The 21407-nt window shown below is 28.6% G+C and carries 17 protein-coding genes; 5 read left to right on the forward strand and 12 right to left on the reverse strand.

Annotation, left to right across the window (positions count from 1 at the left end; genetic code table 11):
* Positions 1-33 precede the first annotated feature (33 nt).
* The 4 genes from CM240_RS10860 to CM240_RS10875 form a co-directional block, all read right to left on the reverse strand.
* Positions 34-330, reverse strand: a complete 297-nt coding sequence (locus tag CM240_RS10860; RefSeq protein WP_044039062.1) for a YerC/YecD family TrpR-related protein — start codon at positions 328-330, stop codon at positions 34-36.
* Positions 331-668: 338 nt separating this feature from the next.
* Positions 669-1409, reverse strand: coding sequence for a pseudouridine synthase (locus tag CM240_RS10865; RefSeq protein WP_044039914.1), 741 nt, complete (start codon positions 1407-1409; stop codon positions 669-671).
* A gap of 380 nt (positions 1410-1789) precedes the next feature.
* Positions 1790-2545: a lytic transglycosylase domain-containing protein gene (locus CM240_RS10870; RefSeq protein WP_044039064.1), complete on the reverse strand. Its 756-nt coding sequence runs from the start codon at positions 2543-2545 to the stop codon at positions 1790-1792.
* Positions 2546-2547: 2 nt separating this feature from the next.
* Positions 2548-4557 carry a triple tyrosine motif-containing protein gene (locus CM240_RS10875; RefSeq protein ID WP_044039070.1) on the reverse strand — a complete coding sequence of 670 codons (2010 nt, stop codon included), beginning with the start codon at positions 4555-4557 and terminating at the stop codon, positions 2548-2550.
* Positions 4558-4712: 155 nt separating this feature from the next.
* Here CM240_RS10875 and pulA point away from each other — a divergent pair, with 155 nt between their 5' ends.
* Positions 4713-6821 (forward strand): type I pullulanase, encoded by a 2109-nt coding sequence (gene pulA, locus CM240_RS10880; protein WP_044039072.1) that lies wholly within the window; start codon positions 4713-4715, stop codon positions 6819-6821.
* Positions 6822-6990: 169 nt separating this feature from the next.
* Here the strand turns inward: pulA and CM240_RS10885 are convergent, their stop codons facing one another.
* The 5 genes from CM240_RS10885 to CM240_RS10905 all read right to left on the reverse strand — a co-directional run bounded on the left by CM240_RS10885 (position 6991) and on the right by CM240_RS10905 (position 13434).
* Entirely contained in the window at positions 6991-8334 is a 1344-nt protein-coding gene (locus CM240_RS10885; protein ID WP_044039074.1) for a glucose-6-phosphate isomerase, read from the reverse strand.
* A 322-nt stretch (positions 8335-8656) separates the two neighbouring features.
* Positions 8657-9577 (reverse strand): branched-chain amino acid transaminase, encoded by a 921-nt coding sequence (locus CM240_RS10890; RefSeq protein ID WP_044039076.1) that lies wholly within the window; start codon positions 9575-9577, stop codon positions 8657-8659.
* Positions 9578-9681: 104 nt separating this feature from the next.
* The gene (locus CM240_RS10895; RefSeq protein ID WP_044039078.1) at positions 9682-10260 is read right to left on the reverse strand and encodes a P-loop nucleotide/nucleoside kinase family protein; all 579 of its coding nucleotides are present in this window, start codon (positions 10258-10260) and stop codon (positions 9682-9684) included.
* Positions 10261-10531: 271 nt separating this feature from the next.
* On the reverse strand, positions 10532-12358 hold the full coding sequence (locus tag CM240_RS10900; RefSeq protein WP_044039079.1) for an ATP-binding protein: 1827 nt from the start codon (positions 12356-12358) through the stop codon (positions 10532-10534).
* A complete protein-coding gene (locus tag CM240_RS10905) occupies positions 12355-13434 on the reverse strand; it encodes a metallophosphoesterase family protein (protein ID WP_044039080.1) in 1080 nt (359 codons plus the stop codon). Before CM240_RS10905 ends, CM240_RS10900 begins: the two co-directional genes overlap by 4 nt.
* Positions 13435-13687: 253 nt before the next feature.
* Between CM240_RS10905 and CM240_RS10910 the strand changes: the two genes are divergently transcribed.
* The gene (locus CM240_RS10910) at positions 13688-14545 is read left to right on the forward strand and encodes an IS1/IS1595 family N-terminal zinc-binding domain-containing protein (RefSeq protein ID WP_044039083.1); all 858 of its coding nucleotides are present in this window, start codon (positions 13688-13690) and stop codon (positions 14543-14545) included.
* A gap of 173 nt (positions 14546-14718) precedes the next feature.
* Here the strand turns inward: CM240_RS10910 and argC are convergent, their stop codons facing one another.
* Positions 14719-15750 carry an N-acetyl-gamma-glutamyl-phosphate reductase gene (gene argC, locus CM240_RS10915; RefSeq protein ID WP_044039084.1) on the reverse strand — a complete coding sequence of 344 codons (1032 nt, stop codon included), beginning with the start codon at positions 15748-15750 and terminating at the stop codon, positions 14719-14721.
* Between the two features lie 154 nt (positions 15751-15904).
* Between argC and argB the strand changes: the two genes are divergently transcribed.
* The 3 genes from argB to CM240_RS10930 are packed head-to-tail and all read left to right on the forward strand — an operon-like array spanning position 15905 to position 19036.
* Positions 15905-16774 carry an acetylglutamate kinase gene (argB, locus tag CM240_RS10920; RefSeq protein ID WP_044039086.1) on the forward strand — a complete coding sequence of 290 codons (870 nt, stop codon included), beginning with the start codon at positions 15905-15907 and terminating at the stop codon, positions 16772-16774.
* Entirely contained in the window at positions 16756-17937 is a 1182-nt protein-coding gene (locus CM240_RS10925; protein ID WP_044039088.1) for an aspartate aminotransferase family protein, read from the forward strand. The genes argB and CM240_RS10925 overlap by 19 nt, the downstream gene beginning before the upstream one ends.
* Entirely contained in the window at positions 17912-19036 is a 1125-nt protein-coding gene (locus tag CM240_RS10930; RefSeq protein ID WP_044039090.1) for a M20 metallopeptidase family protein, read from the forward strand. Before CM240_RS10925 ends, CM240_RS10930 begins: the two co-directional genes overlap by 26 nt.
* A 36-nt stretch (positions 19037-19072) precedes the next feature.
* On the opposite strand, the gene pepF is transcribed toward CM240_RS10930, so the two are convergent.
* Positions 19073-20872, reverse strand: coding sequence for an oligoendopeptidase F (gene pepF / locus CM240_RS10935; RefSeq protein ID WP_044039092.1), 1800 nt, complete (start codon positions 20870-20872; stop codon positions 19073-19075).
* Positions 20873-21277, reverse strand: a complete 405-nt coding sequence (locus tag CM240_RS10940) for a DUF6762 family protein (protein ID WP_044039094.1) — start codon at positions 21275-21277, stop codon at positions 20873-20875.
* Positions 21278-21407: the final 130 nt, after the last annotated feature.

The following is a 21407-nucleotide window of genomic DNA, read 5'->3' on the forward strand; positions in this document are numbered from 1 at the left end:
CTATTATTTCCTAGTATAACTAGGTTCCTCCCTTCATTTTTTTGATCTCTCTAACACTCTTCTATATCCATCACTACCATAATTCAAACATCTATTCACTCTACTTATAGTTGCTGTACTAGCACCTGTCTCATGAGCAATCTCTTGATAAGTTTTCTTTTCATATAACATTTTTGCCACATGTAATCTTTGCTCTGCAGATTTTATCTCTGTTATAGTGAATATATCTTCAAAAAATCTATAACAATCTTCTCTATCTTTAAGTGTCAAAATCATATCACATAGAAAATCCATCTCTTTACTTTCTAAAATTGAATGATACTCTTCCACTATTCTTCCCCCTTAACCTTTAGTTATAATTAAAATTATATTTTAGTTGGAACCATTAATCAATGGTTTTAATTTCACACTTTAAAAAGATAAAGCATAAAAGCTACCTATATTGTAGCCTTTATGCTTTATAAAATAGCAAAAGACAGCTCTTGGGGTTGAGCTGTCTTAAAAAATAATAAATAAAAAGGGGGCTATTCATTCTTTTTATTTATCTTGCAATATTGATTATATGATATAACTTGATAAATTTCAATGTTTTTTGAAAATTTTTCTGTCATTATTTTATTTTTTTAATGGAAATATTTCATTTTATTATAAATTAAAAGTTTTTTTACCTATAAACTTTCATTTTGTAACTTTTCACCTCTTAAAACTTTCAATTCTTCATCTGTTAATTCTCTATATTCGCCCTCTTCCAATTCTTCATCTAAATGTAATCCACCAAACTCAATTCTTCTTAAATAAACTACTTTCTTTCCCCTTGCTTCAAACATTCTCTTTACTTGATGGAACTTTCCTTCTACTATAGTAACTTTTACTTCGGAACCATCTTCTGTAGCTTTTAAAATTTCAAGCTTTGCAGGCAAACACTTATATCCATCGTCTTGAAGTGTTATCCCTCTTTCAAAAGCAGCAACATCTTTTTCATCAACAGGCTTATCTATTTCAGCATAATAAACCTTATCAACTTTATACTTTGGAGATATTAATCTATGATTTAAATCTCCATCATTAGTTAATAGTAATAATCCTACAGTATCCTTATCTAATCTTCCTACTGGAAATGGTGAAAAAACTGCATCTTCATCATAAAGTAAATCTACAACTGTCTCATCAAACTTATCATAAGTTGCAGAAACAACTCCATCTGGTTTATTCATCATAAGATATATGTACTTTCTATATCTTACCTCTTCACCATCAACTGTTATAACTGAAACTTCAGGATCTAACTTCATATCTGAACTTTTTGCAACAACACCATCAACTTCTACTACCTTTGATTTCACTAATGCTTTAACTTCTTTTCTTGTTCCATAACCTAAATTAGCTAAAACTTTATCTAATCTTTCTATAGCCATTATTAATCTCCTTTTCATGTAAATCAGGGCACAGGGCACAGGGCACAGGGCACAGGGCACAGGGCACAGGGCACAGGGCACAGGGCACAGGAAAATTATAACCTTTTGAACTTTCCCATGCAATAATCTTTACTATATCATACTATTGTTAATTTACAATTATTTTTGAGGCTGTTTAATAAATAATTTAAATAAATTTTCAATAGATTTTATAAAAACAACACTTAAGTATAACAGCTTCATATATGAATAAAACATATATATCCCACTGAAATAAAATCCATATTTCCTAACCATACAATTACTATTATATTCTTTTATAAACTAACAAAAAAGAATTCCGCTTTAGAACGAAATTCTTTTCTATTAGACATTTATACATATTTATTATTGTACATTTCTTCATATGCACTTACTTTTTTTATGTAATTTTGTGTTTCTGAAGGCAATCTATCAAAATCTTCTTCACCATTAATATTTCTATTAGCCAATGTTCCTGATCCTGCATTATATGCCGCTAATGCCATTTTCTTATCTTGATAAACATCTAGTAAATTACTAAGCATCTTAGTACCACCATCGATATTTTGTTCAACATCATAAGGATCTGTTATCCCTAGTCCCGCAAAATTAAATGGCATAATTTGCATTATTCCAGTAGCCCCAGCACTTGATACAGCATTGCTATCAAAATTAGACTCTTGTTTTATAACAGCCATTATAAAACTTGGATCCATATTATACTTTTTACAAGCCTTGTCTATAGCATTAGCTACTTTTTCATCTACACCTTCATAAATACTATTAGAAGTTATAGAATCACTACTAGATGTTAATGATGAACTTGCAACATTATTATATGATGATGTTGTTGTTGATGTACTTGTATTAAATAATCCATCAAAAGAAAAATTTGATGACTTCATCGCACTAGTAAATGCCTCCATAACTATAGAATATGCATCAGAATCTTTAAACATTTGTTGTATCATTGATAACATCAATTGCATTTTAAATGCATTTTCTGTGGTTTCTTCGCTACTGCTACTACTGCTTAAACTACTTAATTGTTCTAATTGTGTCTTTTGTAATTCTGTACTATAGGAATTAAGTATTGAACTTACATCCATTTTTATTTCACCTCGAATTCAATTATCCTGTAATCCTCATATGCTTTAACCTCATTGGCACTTCTACATAATACCATAAGTCTATATTGTCCCCTCTTAAATGGAATAAAAGTATAGTAACTCTTTCTACAATATTCTTGTACTAACTTCCATTCTCCACCCTCATCAATATAAAATTGATAATTAACAGATTTACCACCTTCACAACTTGCATTAAATGTTATTGGACAGTTAACTCTTTTTTCTTCTACATCACACTGTACCTCTACATTATACACCGGTGAAACATCTCTTACCTTAAAATAAACGCTTTTTTTACTTTCAAATCGTTCATTACTATTTTCATTTTTACTATATACATCTATATTGTATATTCCTCCACACTTTGGAGTTATAGAGAATTTTTTATTTGAAGTATATTCTGACTCCTCTACTAAAAATCCATTTATTCTTATATCATATTTTATTACCGCTTCTTTAGAATTAAAAACAATAGTTTCAAAAACTATTTTATCTCCCGGCACAGGAGTTTCATTACAATAACTTATAATTTTATCTATTTTACATGGAACAAATAAATACGCATCAAAATAGCAAAAATCATGAGCATCATATTCATTATCTGAAAATTTATTTTTAACCATTATTTCAACAGAATATCTTCCTACCTTCTCTGGTGAATACCTAAAAATAGTATCATTTCTATAAGGCTTTTCAAAAATCACTTCATTGTTACATAATACTCTATAAGCAAATAAATTTCCTTTATTATTATCAGACATAACTTTGTATTGTATATAGTTTCCAACTTTTATTTCTTTACCACCGGTTTTAAGTATATCTAATATTTTAGCTTCTCTTTTCTCATGTTCTTCAATGACAAATTCCATTTCCTTATAATCTTCATATTCTCCTGAATATGATTGATCTTTAACATATACTCTTATCTTATATTCACCTATCTCTGTAGGCTTCCAACGATATGTATCTTCTTTTATGAATCCTGTTTCGTATTCATATCCATCTTTGAAAATTTTATAATTATATGTAAGAGATTTTCCACCTTCACATATAACTCTAAAGTTTATATCTGATTCTACCGCCTTAGGAGAAATAACATCAGCTATAAAACTTTCTATCCTAACAGTTTTATAATTTTTTACTTCATAATTTATTATTGCTCTATCATCATATTCATTTCCTGAATACATATCTTTTACAGCCACTAATAACTTATATTTTCCTGCCTTACTTTCCTTAAATGATATTACATTCTTAGATGAAAATTCTTGAATAACTTCTAGTTTATTTTCTTCATCTATCTTTATACATTTGTATAAAACATTCTTCTTCTCTGAATATTGAACATCTACATCGATAATCATTTCTTCATCTACTATTAAATCTTTTGTGATAAACATAAGATTTTGTATTTTTACTGCCTCTCTTCTCCAGACATAGAATTCTATTGATTCCTCAGAATCATACATACTAATAGAACCTTTATTTTTTACTTGTACAACTATCTTAATATCCCCAACATCTTTAGGTATCAAATTCAAATAATTTTCACTTGAATAATCTTTAAGTAAAGTTTCTTCCCCATCTTTTACTTTTAAAAATCTATATAATATTTCTTCACCTGTACAATCTACGGTTATAGCCAAAGGTTCATCTATTATAACCTTATCTCTATTTAATGATATATCTTTTATCCTTACTACTTTACTAAGATCCTTTGTTATATACTCAGCTCGGCAACAATAATCAAAACTTTTTGATGAAGATGGTGACTTTCCATAGACCATTATAGTGTATTCTCCGCTAACCTTAGGAGACCATATACAACAACTTTCTTTTCCATATTCTTTTATTGTTGTCCACTTTCCTCCATGGCCACAAAGAAATTTATATAACAACTCTTCATCTTCATTATTTTTAACAATAATATTTACTGGACTATTTTCGTAATCAATATTATCCTTTTCTAAAATTACTTCTATTTTATTCATATTCCACTTCATCCTTACTGACATATTATTATTAATATTATAGTATATGGAAAAATTTACTACAAGATAATTTCATATTTTTTTAACTTTCTCCGTATAATATGATAAGATATAATAAAAGTAAAAATTATACATCGGAGGTTATTTTTTCTAGTATGAATTTTAAATTTTATTCTTTTAAAAAATTAGAAATATCTTACTTTGAAGAAAATATAGATATTTCCAATATTTATTTTATCAATAATAAAATAAAACTAAAAATAATCAATATTACATATGAAGAAAATCGTGTATTAATATATTTTGATAATGAAATAAATATAAAATATCCCCTTTATCTAAATACTAATAATATAAATATCGATGTTCCATACTATTCACTTTATACAACTGAAGATTTTAATAAAAAATATTATTATACTGGCGACTTAGGTGTACACTATGAAACTACTTATTCCGAATTCACTTTTTGGTCTCCATCAGCGTTAAAAGTGTCATTAAAAATTTATAAAGAAACATCTAACAATGTACCTATAATATTATCATCTAATGACTTAGAAGAAAATGATAATATTTGGTATATTAAATATTATGGAGATCTAAAAGGCTATCTATATACTTATGAAGTAACTCACGCTGATAGATGTAATGAAATAGTTGACCCTTATGCAAAAGCTGTCTCTGTCAATGGCCATTATGGCGCAATAGTTGATATCAAAGACTCTAATCCTACAGATTTTTTAGATGATTCCCCTATCAAAGAACATTATAATCCTACTGATGCCATAATATACGAAATTAGCATCCGAGATATGACTATTTATCCTAAAACAGATATCATTAACAAAGGTAAATATTTAGGTTTATGCCAACTCAAAGATAGTCACGGATATGATCTAGATTGTGGCATATCCCATATAATAAATTTAGGGGTAACTCATGTTCAACTGATGCCCATATTTGATTTTTCATTTTCAAGTGTAGATGAGCTAATGCCAAGAAAAAAATATAATTGGGGTTATGATCCTCAAAATTACAATGTTCCTGAAGGAAGTTATGCTACTAATCCTAAAGATCCACTTTGTAGAATAAAAGAATTAAAAACTCTTATTCAAACATTACACAATCACAATTTATATGTAATTATGGACGTCGTTTATAACCATATTTCTAACTATGAGACCTCCAACTTAGAATTATCCTTTCCAGGGTTTTATTTTAGAAGATACGATAATGGTTTTATTTGTAATGGATCGGGATGTGGTAATGACCTGGCTACAGAAAAACCTATGGTAAGAAAATTTATAATAGATTCATTAAAATATTGGGTTAATGAATATCATATTGATGGCTTCAGATTTGACTTAATGGGATTAATTGATGTAGCCACAATGAATGAAATATATAAAAACCTGAAAGAATTAAATGAAAATGTATTTATTTATGGTGAAGGATGGAACTTATCCACCAATTTATCTGAAGATAACAAAACTATTCTTAGAAACAATTATAAAACGCCATCTATTAGTTATTTTAATGACTTCTTTAGAGATACTTTTAGAGGTAACGTATTTTTTAGCGATGATATAGGATTTATTGCTGGAAAAAATCATATAGATCATTTAGCTATAAAAGCTATAACAGGATCTGATCACATTTTTTCTTCCCCCTGTCAAAATATAAATTATTTGTGCTGTCATGATAATCATACTTTCTGGGATAAGCTTTCTTTATCTGCTAAGTTTGTTGATGAGGAAACACGAATAGATATGTTTAAATTAGGAATAGGAATATTACTACTATCTCAAGGTATCCCCTTTATTCAAAGTGGTCTTGAATTTCTAAGAACTAAAGATTCACTAGGAAATACTTATAATTCTCCTGACTATATAAATTGGATAGATTGGGATAGAAAGTATAAATACTATAATATATATTTATACACTAGAAATTTAATAAGACTTAGACGTAATCACAAAGCCTTCAGATTTTCTTCATTCGAAAATTTAAGAAACCATCTATACATTTTAAAAAATCTTCCACATAACGTTATAGGATATAAAATCTATGGTAATGGCAACGGTGATACTTGGTCTGAGATACTAGCTATCTTCAATAGTAATGATACCACAATAAGACTACCTATCTCTTCTGGTCCCTGGATTTTAGTTGCAAATAAAAATTTTGTAGATGAAAAATCTACAAAAGCTATAAATAATGTGATTGAAATAGATAAATTTTCTTTTGTCCTTCTTTATAAATAAAAGTTGCAGTATTTGTCGATTTACTAAGTAGTCCATAGTTTGTAGTATAGATATTTTATATATAGGGAGCTGTTATACTTAAGTGTTGTTTTTATAGAATCAATATAATTCAATTACCATAAAAAATACAATAGGGTTGTGCATATAAATGCTACAACCCTAATTTAAATTATAATCTCTTTAATAATTCTTCTCTCATATCTTCATAACCTGGCTTACCAAGTAATGCAAACATGTTTTTCTTGTAAGCTTCAACACCTGGTTGATCAAATGGATTAACTCCTAATAAGTAACCACTGATACCACAAGCTTTTTCAAAGAAGTATACCATGTATCCGAAATAATATGCTGATAATTCTGGTACTGTAACAACCATATTTGGAACTCCACCATCATTATGAGCTAAAACAGTTCCTTGAGAAGCCATTTTATTTACATAATCCATTTCTTTTCCTGCTAAGAAGTTTAATCCATCTAAATCTTCTTTATCTTCATTGATTAAGATAGAATGTCTTGGCTTTTCAACAGAAATTAATGTTTCAAATAATCCTCTAAGACCTTCTTGGATATATTGTCCCATTGAGTGAAGGTCAGTAGAAAAATCTGCTGCTGCTGGGAAGATACCTTTGTTATCTTTTCCTTCACTTTCTCCGTATAATTGCTTCCACCATTCACCAAAATAATGAAGAGATGGTTCGTAGTTAACTACCATTTCAATAGTCTTACCTTTTCTGTATAAAGCATTTCTAGCTGCTGCATACTTATAAGCATCATTTTCTTTGATGCAAGGGTTTGCATACGCATCTTGTGCATCTTTTGCACCCTTCATCATTTCGTCTATGTCAATACCAACTGCTGCTATTGGAAGTAATCCAACTGCTGTTAATACTGAGAATCTTCCTCCAACATCATCAGGTACTACAAAAGTTTCATAACCTTCGTTATCACTTAAAGTCTTTAATGCACCCTTTGCTTTATCTGTAGTAGCAAAAATTCTATTCTTAGCTTCATCCTTACCATATTTCTTTTCTAGTAAGTCTTTGAATATTCTAAATGCAATTGCAGGTTCTGTAGTTGTTCCAGATTTTGAAATTACATTTACACAAATATCTTTTCCTTCAACTAAATCTAAAAGATCAGCCATATATGTAGATGAAATGTTATTACCTACAAAATAAACTTCTGGTAATTTTCTTTTTTCTTTGCTTAAACTATTGTGGAAAGTATGAGAAAGCATTTCAATAGCAGCTCTTGCTCCTAAATATGATCCACCAATTCCAATTACAATAAGAACATCACAAGTATCTTGAATTTTTTTAGCCGCAGCTTTAATTCTAGCAAACTCATCCTTATCATAGTTTGTTGGTAGGTCAACCCATCCTAAGAAGTCACTTCCTAAACCACTTTTTTCATGTAACATTTTATGAGCAACGTCAACCATTGGTTGCATACTCAATACTTCTTCCTCTTTTAAATATGGAAGAGTTTTGCTTAAGTCTAATTTTAAAGACATATACTTTTCACTCCTAACTTAACTCTGTATAAGAAAATTGTATTCCAATTGTTTCAATTTATCAAGAGTATTATCGGTTATATATAATATTATTATACACCCCATTCCATTTTATTGAATTATATTGAATTTTATTACAGTATAATGCATATGAAGTTAATATTTTTAAATATATACCTTATATTATTTGTATAATATATACAAACAACACTTAAGTATAACAGCTTAGTATATGTGCTAATACATATATACTCCCACTTATTAATAAAAAATAAAAAGAGATTACAAACTAAAACTAGTTAGTAATCTCTGTATTCATAACCTATTTGTCATACACTGGTGTAGAATAATGTTCATATCCTTCCAATTTTCCTAATGTAATCTTATCAAATAAAGCTTTTATTTTCTTATAAACTTCACCATTAATTCCACCTGGAACTGGTCTATCGTCAATTTCACAAATTGGTGTAATTTCCATAGCTGTTCCTGAGAAGAATGCTTCATCGCAAGCATATAGTTCTGTTCTCTTAACACTTCTTTCAACTACTTCCATACCAAGGACATCTCTTGCTAATTCCATAACAGTTTCTCTAGTAATTCCCTCTAGAATATTATCACTTGGTGGTGGAGTTATAAGTTTTCCTTTTCTAACAATAAATATATTTTCTCCAGGTCCTTCACAAACTGAGCCAGTGTCAGTTAAGAAAATAGCTTCATCATATCCATTAATCTTAACATCTAAAGATGCTAATGCTGAATTTAAGTAAGCAGCTGAAGCCTTAGTTCTTGGAGGTAACATATTATCAGAAAGTCTTGTCCAAGAAGTAACTTTTACTTTTAATTCATCTTTTCCAGTGTAACTTCCAAGTGGTGAACAATATATAAGAATTCTATCGTCGTCATCTAATAATGTAGGTCCTATATTTGTTGACCCCTTATAAGCAATTGGTCTTATATAAGTTGTTGTCTTAAAATTATTTTTTTTCAACAATTCTATTGTAGCATTAACTAAATCATCAACTGTATATGGTAATTTAATATATAACGCTCTGCAAGATTGTAGGAGTCTTTCATAGTGTTCTCTTACTCTAAAAAGACTTAATTGTTGATTTTCTTCATCCCAATAAGCTCTTATCCCCTCAAAGCAGGCTAATCCATAATTAAAGGCCTTACTTCTGATATCGATGCTTACCTTCTCTTCTTCAATAATATCTCCATTATAAAATACGTATGATTGTTCCATAAATGATGCCCCCTATGCGTTTTACCTTAATATACTACTATTAAAATAATTAGTCAATATTTGCAAAATAAAAAAATAGCCAGAATCTTTTCTGGCTATAAAAATTAAGCTATACTTTCATCTCTGAAAATTGCTACCATCTTCTTAATTGAAGCTTCAAACTCTTCTTGTGAAGAATTGTTAAATATTATTAATTCTTTAATATTTGTTGGTGGATTATAGTTTTGTGTTGCCACATATTCATCCCAGTGTTCAAGCTTCCAAGTATCTCTGTCTGAATTTCTTTCAATCATTCTTTGGTGACATACTTCAACATCAGTATGTACCCAAACAACTGCAAGTTCAGCACCTTTTTCAGCTAATTTTTCTCTTAAATTTTTTAGATACTCTTCGTCTCTAATTTCTCTAGTAAATGGAGCATTAATTAAAACAGTATCGTTATAATCTAATGCTTCTAATGCTAGATCAACAATAGCATCATACTCAGGATTTCTGATATTTTCTTCAAAGAAATCTGAACTTCTATTATACTCTTGGTTAGCAACTTCAAAAATCTTCTTTGATAAAACTATTAGAGTATCCTTGTCCAAATAAACGCAATTAGTTAAAGCCTTTGCTAATTGTTTAGAAACATAAGTTTTTCCACAAGCTGGTGGTGATGTAACAAGAATTAACTTTTTCATAACACTTCTCCTTTACAGGTTTATATTTAAATGTCGAACTTACTCTTTTATATTCGCTTTTATAATTTTAAAAGAGTATTTAAGACTTGTCAATGTTTGAAAATGTTTTCTCATTAATATTTATTTCCACCTACGAGTAAATTTGTACATTTAAACCTTGATGTTTTTCTCTCTAATATTACTTTTATCACTAATATTATTTGATTTTTTTCATTTAAAATTCTATTTCAATAATGGAAAAATGCCACGATATCACCTATCGTGGCATTTTTTACAAATTAACTATATTAACGTCTTTAATTTCTTTTAATAACTCCATCTCTCTTTTTTGACATGTAAAAATTATTATTTGTCTCTCTTTACTTTCTTCATATAAAAATTCTAATATATTTTTTAATCTATTATCATCATACATAGAAAAAGCTTCATCAAGAAGAAACATCATCTTATCTTTTTCTATAGTTTTTAGTATAGAATATCTTAATGCAAAATATAATGAATCATTGGTCCCTTTAGACAAGAAATCTTTATCTCTTAAAACACCGTCCTCATCTTCAACAAGAACATCTATATTTTCTGATACTATTAAATTGCTATACTTACCTTCTGTGATTTTAGAAACTATACTTTTCACTTCTTCCTTAACCTTTGGTAAAAAATTCTCATTGATTATTTTATGACTCTCTTCCATTTTCTCCAATGTTAATTTTAAAGCTTTTTCTTTTTTTCTTTCTTTTTTTAAATTTATAGTAAGATCCTCAAGAGCTTCTTCTTTTTTTAATATATCCGGATACTTTTCAAAATCCTTCGAAATAGAAGCCTCTAATCCCGCTATTTCCCTCTCCATAGTAAGTAAAGCTTGATCTTTTTCTCTTTGTCTTTGAATTTTTACCTCTGCTTCCTTTTCTCTCTCTTTAGCTTCTAAAACTTTCAAAGCACTTAATGAGTCTCTATACTCCATAATATTTGATTCAAGCTCATTTATATCTCTTACAGATACTTTATCAAATATATCTTGCAAATACTCTAAATTTTTTTCCCTTTCCTTTGCAAATTTTCTTTTCTTCTCATGTTTTTGCAACTTACTATTATTTTTTGCCAAGAAGCTATAGAAAATAACCATTAATATACCACAAATAGCTGATACCAAAAAATATCCTATTGAATAATATAATGCAGCTATTACCGTACCTAGTACTGCTAAAAATGAGATAAATGTTAACAAGAAATATATCTTTACCTTTTTATTGTACTTATTTATTAATTTCATTGTATCTTTATATTTCTCTAATTCATTTACCCTAGAATCTTTAAATTTAACTTCATCTAAATTTATATATTTAAATTTTTCTCTCTCTTTTATTAATTCTTTTTCTAATTTTAAACTTTCTTTAATTTCATTTAATTCACTTTCGATACTTTGTATTTTTCTTGATGTGAATTCTGTATTTTTAATCTTATCTCTTTCTTTTTTATATTCATTTAAATTTTTAATATTTTCTATGTTATTTTTTACTACTTTATCATGACATTTTAATTCTTCTAATAAATTCTGTTTTTCTTCTTCTAAAGCTTTAATAGATTCTTTATTTTTCTTTATGGCTTTTTTTATAATCTTCATCGTTTTACCATAATCAATTTCTTCGCTACCGGTATCTTTTAAATTATTTATTTTTTCTTTAGCAACTTCTCCCCCATATTGAGTTAAGTATCCTGTAGACATATAACTTTCTTCATCAATAGGAATAATTTTTTGTGAAACCTTCTTCCCATCTAACTCATTATATATATTAACCTTATCTTGTCTTTTACTATCTTTAAATTCTCTTTCAATTATATATTTATCATTATCTATAGAAATTTCCATGGTCCCTAAAGCTCTTCCATCTTTAAAAGAAAAATATTTTTTTCTCTCATTATCTTTTATAGATGCTTTTTGAGAGTTCATACCAAATAACATTACCTTTATAAATGCTAATATAGTGGATTTACCTTTTTCATTCTCTCCATAAACTACATTTAATCCTTTTGAAAAGTTTATAGTTTTATTATTAAACTTACCAAAAGATATAAGATTTATCTTATCAATATTTATCAAATTATATCTTCCCCTTCTAATGCCATTAATCCATATTTCAGTGCTTCCGTACTTTCCTCATCATCACACTTCAACATCTCGCTAATAAATATTCCTCTTAATGATTTTTCTTTCTTTATATTTTCATAATCTATTTTTTCTTTAGTATTATCATTAATCTCAATATAAAAAAACTTATCTTTTAACTTCTCTTTTATAACATTTTCTCTAACAACAATATCTTCTATTTCCCCTATAAGATTTACTCTAATCATATCATTGCTATTTTCCCCTATACTACTACATATCTTTTCACAAATTTCTTCAGTAGTAGATTTATCCGTTATATCAATATCTATATCTATATGCTTTCTCTTACTTAAAGATAAAAATTCTTCCTTTACTACTTCATCTTCTATCTCTAGAATTAATACTCCCTTTTCTCCTGTTTCATTAAAACTTCTTCCTTCTAAAGCTCCACTATATCCATAATATGTTTCTCCACTTTTTAATAATCCAGAATACTTATGTTTGTGACCAATAGCAATATACGTCATGTTACTTTCTTTTATATCTTCTTCAGTAATAGGATTATATAACGATTCTCCCCCTGATATTACATCTCCATGAATAACAGCAATATTTATCTTCCCGTCTTCTCCTTTTACGTTATGTAACAAACATTCCTCTACATGCTCTTCGTTAAATGCAACTCCATGTATTACCACATTCCTATCAGCAATTTCAACAGTCTCCATTTTACTTTTAAATATATGCACATTTTCTGGCCATTCCATAAGCTTATAAAATGAATCTTCATTATAAGGATCATGATTTCCTGGAGAAATAAATACCTTTATAGGACTTACAGACTTCAATACGTTAGCTATATATACTAGCGTCTCTTTAAATACTCGTTTATTATCAAAAAGATCTCCCGTAATTAATATAAAATCTACTTTTTCTTCTTTTCCCCTCAATATTGCCTTTTTAAATGTTTCTCTTATATCTTCTTTTCTAATAGAACTAATTTCTGTACCTAATCCCTTAAAAGGAGTGTCAAAATGTACATCACCTAATTGCAATACCTTAATCATTTCCTACTTCCGCCCTTCTTATTATTATCTCTATATTATATTTATTCTTTTTTAATTACAATATATTTTTTATTAAATTAACATTTTACTTTTTTTAGGTTAATTCGGAGGGTGTATTGTGTTTTTGCCATATATAAATCTGTTCTACTTAAGTGTTGTTTTTTGATTTTTCAATTTAATAAATATTAATATTTATATGTTTATCTCCTAGTTTTTTGTCAATAATCTAAATAACTAAGGAGGCATGAGAAATATGTATCACTTATCAGCACTTATGACTAAAAATTGTAGATATTTTCAACTATATAAACAATTAAATATTTTATCTCTTGAAAACCTTCATAATATTGAAAAACTTTGTCCATATTGTAAAAACAAAAATATAGTTAGACATGGAAAAGTAACAAGCAGCAATTCTCAAAGATTCCGTTGCAAAAACTGTCTTAAAACTTTTACTGAAACTTTTGGTTCTCCTTTCTATAGAAGTAGAAAACATCCTACTATTTGGCAAGATTATTTAGTTAATATGTGGCAAGATCTTTCTATCTCTCGCTGCTCTATAAATACAAATATTGCTCATAAAACTTCATTTTTATGGCGTCATAAAATCCTAAATTATATAAATAATTTTTTATCTTTAATACGTCCTCATGAAAATGTTAGTATGCTTCTAAAAGTATACAAAACAACCTCAAAGGACATGTCCTTAACTGATAATGACCGAAGTACCCAGTATGATAATCACTATTTCTCACTGGCTTTTACTAAGAAAAAATATATTTCAATACATCCTTTAGGTAAGGGTCCATTTAGTATACATAAGATACCAGATTCATTTAAAGATTTGATAAAAAATATTTATTCATTAAGTTTGTCTAATAGCAATCAGTTATTACAATATGCAAAAAAAGTAATTCCAAAAGCAAAAGCAGGTTGTGATAGTTTTCTCGGTATTTACAATGTCAATATGGGTTTGTGGTTTCTCCACTTTTTTGGTGTATCTCTGAAGTATTATTCAAACTATCTTCATTGGTTCGCATCAAAATATTATATTTCTACTTTTTCATTAAAATTAGATTGGATAAATGACGAAGAAGTTTCATACCAATAAAAAATAAACTTATCACCTTTCACAAGATAATAAGTTCATTTTAAATTTATAAATATTATTTAGAGTTGGTTATAGGATTCAAAAACAACACTTAAATATAACAGTTTTCTATATGAGATTTTTGAACATATATACCCAACTACCACTATTCATCATAGTACGACAGTATATTATTATGGAAGTACTGCTAAATCATCTAAACCAGTGTCTTCTGGAATACCAAACATTATATTCATATTTTGAATACCTTGTCCAGCTGCTCCTTTTACAAGGTTATCTATAACAGATATTATAATTAACTTATTTGTGCGACTATCTTTTCTTACTGATATATATGCCATATTTGTATTCTTACTCCACTTAGTTTGCGGAATCTCCTCAATAACTTCTACAAACTTAGCATCTTTATAGAAGTCTTTATATAAATCAAATATTTTCTCTTCTTTTATATCTGCAGTTAAGTCTACATATGCAGTTATAAGTATCCCTCTAGTCATTGGTACTAATTGAGGCACAAAAGTCAATTTTACTTCGTTTTTAGATTTTGTATTTAATACTTGTTCAATTTCTGGCGTATGTCTATGGCAAGCTACTTTATAGGCTTTAAAATTTTCATTTATTTCTGAAAAGATATTATCAACAGAGCCACCTCTTCCAGCTCCACTAGTTCCACTCTTTCCATCTACTACAATAGTTTTAGTATCACATAATCCAGCACTAATTATTGGTAGTAATCCTAAAGATGATGCAGTAGCATAGCATCCTGGATTAGCTAATATTCTTGCTTCTTTTATTTTATCTTTATTTATTTCAGGAAGCCCATACACTGCTTCTTTTAAATATTCTAAAGAAGTGTGTTTTACTCCATACCATTTTTCATATTCTAATGGATCATCTAATCTATAATCTCCACCCATTTCTATAACTTTAACATTATGTTTCATAGCTTCCTCAACAACTTTGAAGCTTATACCATGTGGTAATGCTAAGAAAACGACATCTACCTCTTTTAATTTATCTAAACATTGGTCAAAAGTAGATAAGATTAATTCACTATTACACCCTCTAAATACTTCTTTATACATCTTTCCTGCATAATTATTAGAATGACCAAATACTACTTCTGCCTCTTTATGATTCTTTAACAATGTCATAAGAGAAAGCCCAACATAGCCTGTAGCTCCAAATATTCCAATACGTATCATTATCCATTCACCCCTTAAGTCCTTTTGTAAAAATTTAAAAACTAACATAATAATTATGCACCAATATGTATAGGAAATCAATAAACTTATTGCATAATTTTATTAATATTGTATAATTATACTTATTAATAAAAATAGGGGCGAGGAATAATTTATGAATGATTTTTACACTCTCGATGATGTTAAAGATAAAGTTATAGTAATAAAATATGGTGGAAGTATTATGAGAAATGAAAGATGTAAAAAATCATTTTTACAAGATCTTAAGTTACTTCATGAACATGGTGCTCGTATAGTTATTGTCCACGGTGGTGGTCCAATGATTTCAGCCTGGCTTAATAGACTTAATATGGGGACAGAGTTTATTCAAGGGCTTAGAGTCACTGACGAAGATACTATGGAAGTTGTTGAAATGATTCTCTCTGGTAATGTAAATAAAAACTTAGCATCTGAAATTTACTTATCAGGATTACCTGCTGTTGGAATCAGTGGAAAAGATAGCGGTCTAATACTTGCAAGAAAAAAATATTTAATCGATGATAACGGAGAACCATTGGATATTGGTTATGTTGGTGATGTAGAAGAAGTACAATCTGAACTACTATTAAATTTACTTGATTGTGGCAGAATTCCAGTAATATCACCAGTTGGAGCTGATGAATATGGATATACCTATAATATAAACGCTGACTATGTTGCTGCATTCATATCTGGTGCATTAAAAGCCGATCATTTCATTATATTAACTGATGTAGATGGCGTTTATAAAGATTTTAATGATAAATCTTCTTTAATCTCTACTATTAATGTAAAAGATATTTCTACCTTAATAAAAGCCAAAGTAATTCAAGGCGGTATGGTACCAAAATTACAATGTTGTATGAAAGCTATTAATATGGGTAGTAAATGCATTCATCTTATAAATGGTACATCAGAAACATCATTTATAGAAAATTTATTATCTAGTAATGGAACAATTATTACTGGTTATAAGGAGGATTCAAAATGTCAAAAAGTAATTTAATGAATTCATACAAAAGATATCCTGTAACTTTTGTAAAAGGAGAAGGTATATATCTTTATGATGAAAATAATGAAAAATATATAGACTTTGTATCAGGCGTTGCAGTAAATGCACTAGGACACTGCTCTCCTGTAATAAAAAAAGCTATACAAGAACAAAGCGAAAAAGTTATGCATATATCTAATTACTATTATTCTAATGAAGCTATCGACTTATCCGAATTATTATGTAAAGATTCTGATTTTGATAGTGTATTTTTTACTAACTCTGGTACTGAATCTATTGAAGGTGCTATGAAAATATGTAGAAAATACGGTAATTCTCAAAATACTAATAAAAATAAAATAATATCAATGAAAAATTCCTTTCACGGTCGTTCTTTAGGAGCACTGTCTATAACAGGACGAGAAGTATATAAAACTCCATTCTATCCAATGATACCAGGAGTTATTGAAGCAGAATTTAACAATATAGAATCATTAGAAAATGCGTTTAATGATGATGTATGTGGAGTATTTATAGAACCAGTTCAAGGTGAAGGTGGTATTAATGCTGCAACCCCTGAGTTCTTGAAAAAAGCAAGAGAATTATGTGATAAACACAATGCACTTCTAGTATTCGATGAAATACAATGTGGAGCTGGTAGAATCGGAACTTATTTCTGTAAAGATACATTTGATGTACTACCAGATGTAGTATGTATGGCTAAAGGCCTTGGTGGTGGTTTTCCTATAGGAGCTATAGTAACTACAGGCACTGCCTCAAATGTTATCACTTATGGAAATCATGGAACTACTTATGGAGGAAATCCATTAGCTTGTGCCGTTTCAAAAGCAGTAACCTCTACTATAAAAAATGCTGAGTTTTTAAATGATGTTAAAGAAAAAGGTAATTATTTAAAAGAAAAATTATCACAACTTCAAGATAAATTTGATTTTATAACTAAAGTTAAAGGATTGGGACTTTTAGTTGGTATCGAAGTTTCTATCACACCTTCATTAATAACAAATGAAGCTTTTAAAAACAAACTTCTCATAATAACAGCTGGCGAAAATGTTATTAGATTTTTACCACCTCTAAATGTAACTAAAGAAGAAATTGATTTATTTATAGAAAGATTCACTGAGGTGCTTAAAAATGTACAACTTAACCTTAATAAATAAATTAAATGAAAAACTTATAGATATAAGAAAAGAACTCAATAAAAATGCTGAGCTTTCTTTTAACGAATTTAAGACACAAAAAATCCTTTCACGAATATTAAGTGAATATAATATAGATCACAAATTTATAGGTGGAACAGGAATCGTTGCTACTATTGGGGATATATCAAATGATTCTAAAGTTATAGCTGTTCGTGCTGATATGGATGCCTTACCCGTTAATGGTGCATCACATCTTTGTGGACATGACTACCATATGACCGTAGCATTAGGAACAGCTTTACTTCTTAAGGAAATAAATTTTAAGCACCCAGTAAAATTTCTTTTTCAACCAGGTGAAGAAGGCGGCGGCGGCGCTGTTAAACTTATCAATGAAGGTGCTCTAAAAAATCCTGATGTTGATACAATAATAGGATTTCATGTTTGGCCTAATGTACCTGTAGGCTCTATTGAAATTACTCCAGAGGCCTCTATGGCATCAGTAGATGACTTCTTTATCGACTTTAAAGGTGTTGGTGGACACGCTGCAACTCCTGAACATTGTGTTAATCCTCTATATGCCTCAATAGAATTTGTTGAGAAGGTAGAGGAGTTTAAAAAATCACTACAAGGAAAATATGTACTAACTATAGGTGGTATCGGCGGCGGCGAAAGAGCCAATATAATATCTGAAACCTCAAGAGTCTTTGGCACCTTTAGAACTTTTGATAATGAAATAAGAACTAAAATTAAAAACTTTATTGAAGCTACCATCACAGAAGTTTCTAAAAATCATAATGTAGATAGTAATATTACTTACGATTATCCTTATCCTCCATTAATACCTAATAAAAATGCAACAGAGGAATTTACAGCCTTTGCAAAAAAACTTTTAGGTGAAGATAAGGTATATAACGCTATACCTACTTATGCAGCAGAAGATTTTTCTTATTTTTGCGATGAAACTCTTGGTGTAAAAGGAATCCATTTTAGATTAGGCATCAAGGAAGATTCCATTGGAACCTTCCCTCTTCACAGCCCTAATTTTTCTGCATCAGATAAATGTATTAAAGCTGGTGTAAATTTACTTGCTTCCTACCTAATAAGTTTTTATATATAGAAAAAAGGATTTGCCTAGCTTGCAAATCCTTTTTCACTATTTTATAGCTGTTTCTAATATATCTAGCAACATCTCAAAATTTTTCATTGTATCTTCTATTGGTTTAGGTGTGCTTATATCAACTCCGGCTTTTCTTAAAATTTCTAATGGATAATCACTTCCACCAGCTTTTAAGAAACCTTTATATTTTTCAAGCTCATCTTCTCCCCCTTGAAGAATATTGTTTGCGAAAGAGTTAGCACAAGAATATCCTGTAGCATATTGGTAAACGTAGAAATCAGAATAAAAATGAGGTATTCTAGCCCATTCCATAGATATTTCTTCATCTACAACCATAGTTTCTCCAAAATATTTTTTATTTAAATCTAACCAAATTTCACATAAACCATCAGCATTTAAAGGTGTTCCTTCATTTAGTATATTATGAGTTATCTTCTCAAACTCTGCAAACATTGTTTGTCTAAATACAGTAGTTCTTATACCTTCTATCATAGTATTTACAAGGTATAATCTCTTGTTTTCATCCTTTTCATTATCAATCATATATTTTATAAAAAGAATTTCATTTGTAGTAGACGCTACTTCAGCGCAGAATAAAGTATAATCACTGTATATATAATCTTGATTTTTTCTTGAATAATATGAATGTATTGAATGTCCCATTTCATGAGCTAATGTAGATACATCATTAATATCATAATTATAATTTAAAAGTACATATGGATCTGTATCATAACTTCCCCAAGAATAAGCACCTTGACGTTTTCCTTCGTTATCATATTTATCAATCCAACGATTATTTATACCTTCTTTAAAAATGCTTAAGTACTCTTCCCCTAATGGCGCTAATGCTTTTTCTACAAGCTCAACTCCATCATTAAACTCTATATGTTCCTTAGGTGTATCTATAAGTGGAACATATAAATCATACATATGAATTTCATCTAGTCCTAATAATCTTTTCTTTATATCAACATATCTATGAAGTAAATGTAAGTTTTTATTTACCGTATCAATAGTATTATCATATACTTTAACATCTATATTATTAGGTTTAAGTGATGCTTCTAATGGGGAACTAAAATGCCTTAATTTTGCACTTATATTAAAATTATTTATTGAAGCTGTTAGAGTAGTTGCAAGAGTATTTTTAAATTGCTTATATGTGTTAAATAAAGTTTCAAAAGCTTCTTTTCTCACTGCTCTATCTTTACTTTTTATAAAATTAGAATATCTTGCTTCATTAAAGTCTACTTCTTCTCCATTTTCATCTTTAACTTTAGGGAATGTCATATCAGCATTAGTTAATAGTGAAAATGCTTCTTCTGGTGCATTTAATGATTCTGATAATGTAGCTAAAATTCTTTCTTCACTTTCAGACAAAGTGTGTGGTTTCATTTTTAATATATCTTCTAATTCAAATTTATACTTTTGAAGTTCTGGCACCTTCATGCATTCTTCTAAGTAATTATCATCCATAGATAATAATTCTGGTACAAAGAAAGATGTAAGACTACTTATCTCTGGCAAAAATATTTCAACTTGCTTTTTAATGTTGATATATTTACCGTTATTCATATCTTCATGATTTTTCATATTAGAATATACATATAACTTTTCTGCAAGTCTACTTACTCTTTCATCTAACTTAAAATATTCTAATAAATTATGAGGATCTTTTAATGTTCCCTTAAAGTCACCAAGCCCTGTATAAATTTCTTTTAAATACTGAAATTCTTCTTGAAATTCTTCTTCATCCTTATATATTTTTTCTAAATCCCAAGTATCATCTACAGATACATCTTCTCTTTTTAAAAGAGTCTTAGATTTCTCCATCTACTCTTCCCCCTTATAATCATTTTCTCTCCCCACGATGTCTGCAAATACTTTTGTCATAGTTATATTTATCTTTCTAGAAACGTCTTGAAGCTTATCATTTATATAATCATAATCATCCTCAAATGGAATTATTACTTCAAAAGTAGGATTATATTCTTCTTCAATATCATTTATTGTATATCCAGCTTCAGTGAAGCTTTCTCTATCAAACAAATCAAAAATTCCAGTAAACTCCCAATCTTCAACGTCAGAGTTTGTATCAAATACTATGTATATATTGCTTCTATCTGTATAAAACTTAGTTATGTATTCTGCCCCTTCTTCTGCATTAAAAGAATCATATTCCTTCAAGAACTTTCCTTCACTATCTCTCTCAATTAACACTAAACTTGAAAATTCCATATACTCACTTCCTTAATATATTCTTTTATATAAACTATCTCACAAAATTATGAAAATAACAATACTATTACTATTTTTAACGATATACTATGAAATTAATCACTAAATAATTAAAAAAGATGCCTAAAAA

Source organism: Clostridium bornimense, from assembly GCF_000577895.1.
Taxonomy (GTDB): Bacteria; Bacillota; Clostridia; order Clostridiales; family Clostridiaceae; genus Clostridium_AN; species Clostridium_AN bornimense.